We start from the raw sequence: 2,791 nt of genomic DNA, 5'->3' as shown, positions 1-2,791 counted from the left end.
ATGCATCCGCTCAATGACATTGCCCCTCACCCCAACCCTCTCCCCTCAGGCGGGGAGAGGGAGCAAATCGAGCTTCGCTCGCAATGACGAGTTCATAACTCTCAACTTACCGTTGGATGAGCTTCTGATGGCAGCCCTTGTTCTTTCAGTCGCCGGCGGCGCCGCGGGCGCGGTGTTCGGCCCGGCAGGCGCCATCGCAGGCCGGATCGCCGGTGCACTCGTTGGCAACTTCATCGACCGTTCGCTGTTTGCGCAGGATTCAAGCCGCAGCGTGCAAGGGCCGCGGCTCGCCGATCTCGATGTCATGGCCTCCACCGAAGGCGCGCCGATTCCACGCGTCTACGGCCGGGCGCGGCTGTCTGGGCAGGTGATCTGGGCGACGCGCTTCGAGGAAGTGATCACGACCCGCACCGAGACCTCAGGCGGCGGCGGCGGAGGAGGAAAGGGTTTCGGCGGCGGAGGAGGCGGCGGAGGAGGCGGCGGTGGCGGTGGCACCGTCACCACCACGACGACCACATACTCTTACTATGCAAACTTCGCGATCGGGTTGTGCGAAGGCGAGATCGGCCATGTCGGCCGCATCTGGGCCGACGGCAAACCGCTCGATATATCGAACCTCAATGTGCGCGTTCATCGCGGCGGCGAGGATCAGGCGGCAGACGACCTGATCATCGCGAAGGAGGGCGCGGGCAATGCGCCGGCCTATCGCGGTCTCGCTTACGTCGTGTTCGAGCGGTTGCCGCTGGCGGATTTCGGCAACAGGATTCCGCAACTGTCGTTCGAGATCATACGGCCGATCGGCAAGCTCGAGCAGATGACGCGTGCGGTGACGCTGATCCCCGGTGCGACCGAGTTTGGCTATGAGACATCTGCCGTGGTGCGCGTGCTCGGTCCCGGACAATCCGCGCCGGAAAACCGTCACGTCACCAATGCGGCGTCGAACGTCGTTGCCTCGCTCGACGATCTTCAGTCGACGTGCCCCAATCTCGAACGCGTCGCTATCGTTGTCGCGTGGTTCGGCAATGATCTGCGTGCAGGCAATTGCACCGTGCGCCCGTGCGTCGACAGCGCCATCAAGGTGACCTCGGGCAGGACGTGGTCGGTTGCGGGATTGGGCCGGGCAAGCGCGACAGTTGTCTCGACGGTAGAGGGGCGTCCGGCTTATGGCGGCACGCCGTCCGACGACAGCCTGCGCAACCTGATTGCAGAACTGAAGGCGCGCGGCCTGAAGATTACGCTCTATCCGTTTTTGATGATGGACATACCGGCCGGCAACACACTGACCGATCCATGGACCGGAGCGTCCTCACAACCGGTCTATCCCTGGCGCGGGCGCATCACATGCAGTCCCGCGCCGGGCGTGAGCGGATCGCCGGACGGTACAAGTGCAGCGGGGACGCAGATCGCGAGTTTCTTTTCCGGCGGCGGCGGCTGGAATTATCGCCGCATGATCTTGCACTACGCCAGCCTCGCGGTCTCGTCCGGCGGTGTCGATGCCTTCCTGATCGGCTCGGAACTGAAGGCGCTGACACGCGTTCGTTCGGCATCCGGCGTGTATCCGGCGGTACAGGCGCTGACCACGTTGGCTTCGGATGTAAAGGCTGTCGTCGGCGCAGGCACTGTCGTGACCTATGGCGCGGACTGGACCGAATACGGCTCTCACGTGATCGGCAGCGAGGTGCGCTTTCCGCTCGATCCGCTGTGGGCGTCATCGGCCATCGACGCCGTCGGCATCGATTACTATGCGCCTTTGTCGGACTGGCGCGACGATGCAGGACAGCTCGATGCGTCGCTCACGTCGTCGATCCATAACCGCGCCTATCTCGCAGCGAACCTGAACGGAGGCGAAGCCTATGACTGGTATTACGCCGACGATGCTGCGCGCGCCGCGCAGACACGCGCGCCGATCACCGACGGTCTTGGCAAGCCGTGGATCTATCGGCCAAAGGATCTGTGGAACTGGTGGGCCAACCCGCACATCGAACGCGTCGGAGGTGCCGAGCTCGGCAGCGCGACGGCATGGACGCCGCGCAGCAAGCCGATCTGGCTCACTGAAGTTGGTTGCCCGGCCGTGGATAAAGGCGCGAACCAGCCCAGTGCGTTTCCCGATGCCAGATCGATCGAGGGCACCATTCCCTATTTCTCGAACGGCCAGCGCGATGACCTGATCCAGCGCCGCTACTTGGAGGCCGTCATCAGCGCGTTCGATCCGGCGTTCGGTGCGGATGAACTGAATCCCGTGTCGCCGGTCTATGGCGGTCGCATGCTTGATGTCTCCGGGCTTCATCTATGGACCTGGGATGCGCGGCCCTATCCGGTGTTTCCCGCCGCAGCGGATGTCTGGAGCGACGGGCCGAACTGGCAGACCGGGCACTGGCTGACCGGACGGCTTGGCGCCGCGCCGCTCGATGCGCTGGTCGGTACGATCCTCACGGATGCGGAGGTGGCCGATGCGCGCACGGACAACCTGCGCGAAAGCTGCGACGGCTATGTGGTGGATCGTCCGATGTCGCCGCGTGCGATGATCGATCCGCTGGCGATGGCTTATGCGTTCGATGCGACGGTGGCGGGCGGAGAGCTGACGTTCGTTCAGCGCGGCGCGCCGCCGGTCGCGGAAATTGCGGAGGACGAACTGGTCGATTCGCAGAAGGGTGCGCTGGCGCGGCTGACGCGCGGCCAGGAAACCGAATTGCCGCGCGAAGTCTCGTTTGGATTCACGGACGGCGCTGCCGACTATCGGCGTTCCGCCGTGACGTCACGGCGGCTGGTCGGCGGTTCGAATCGCACCCTG

At 64.6% G+C, this 2,791-nt stretch carries 1 protein-coding gene; it reads left to right on the top strand.

Features of this window, described 5'->3' with window-relative positions:
- Positions 1-127: 127 nt before the first annotated feature.
- Positions 128-2,791 (top strand): baseplate multidomain protein megatron (locus BN32_RS08965; RefSeq protein WP_040425595.1); only part of this gene is annotated, 2,664 nt, incomplete at its 3' end.

Origin of the sequence: Afipia birgiae 34632 (assembly GCF_000308295.2) — a bacterium.
In the GTDB taxonomy this organism is placed as follows: domain Bacteria; phylum Pseudomonadota; class Alphaproteobacteria; order Rhizobiales; family Xanthobacteraceae; genus Afipia; species Afipia birgiae.
Note: the sequence above shows the minus strand (reverse complement) of the source record. Positions and strands in the feature narration are given on the sequence as shown.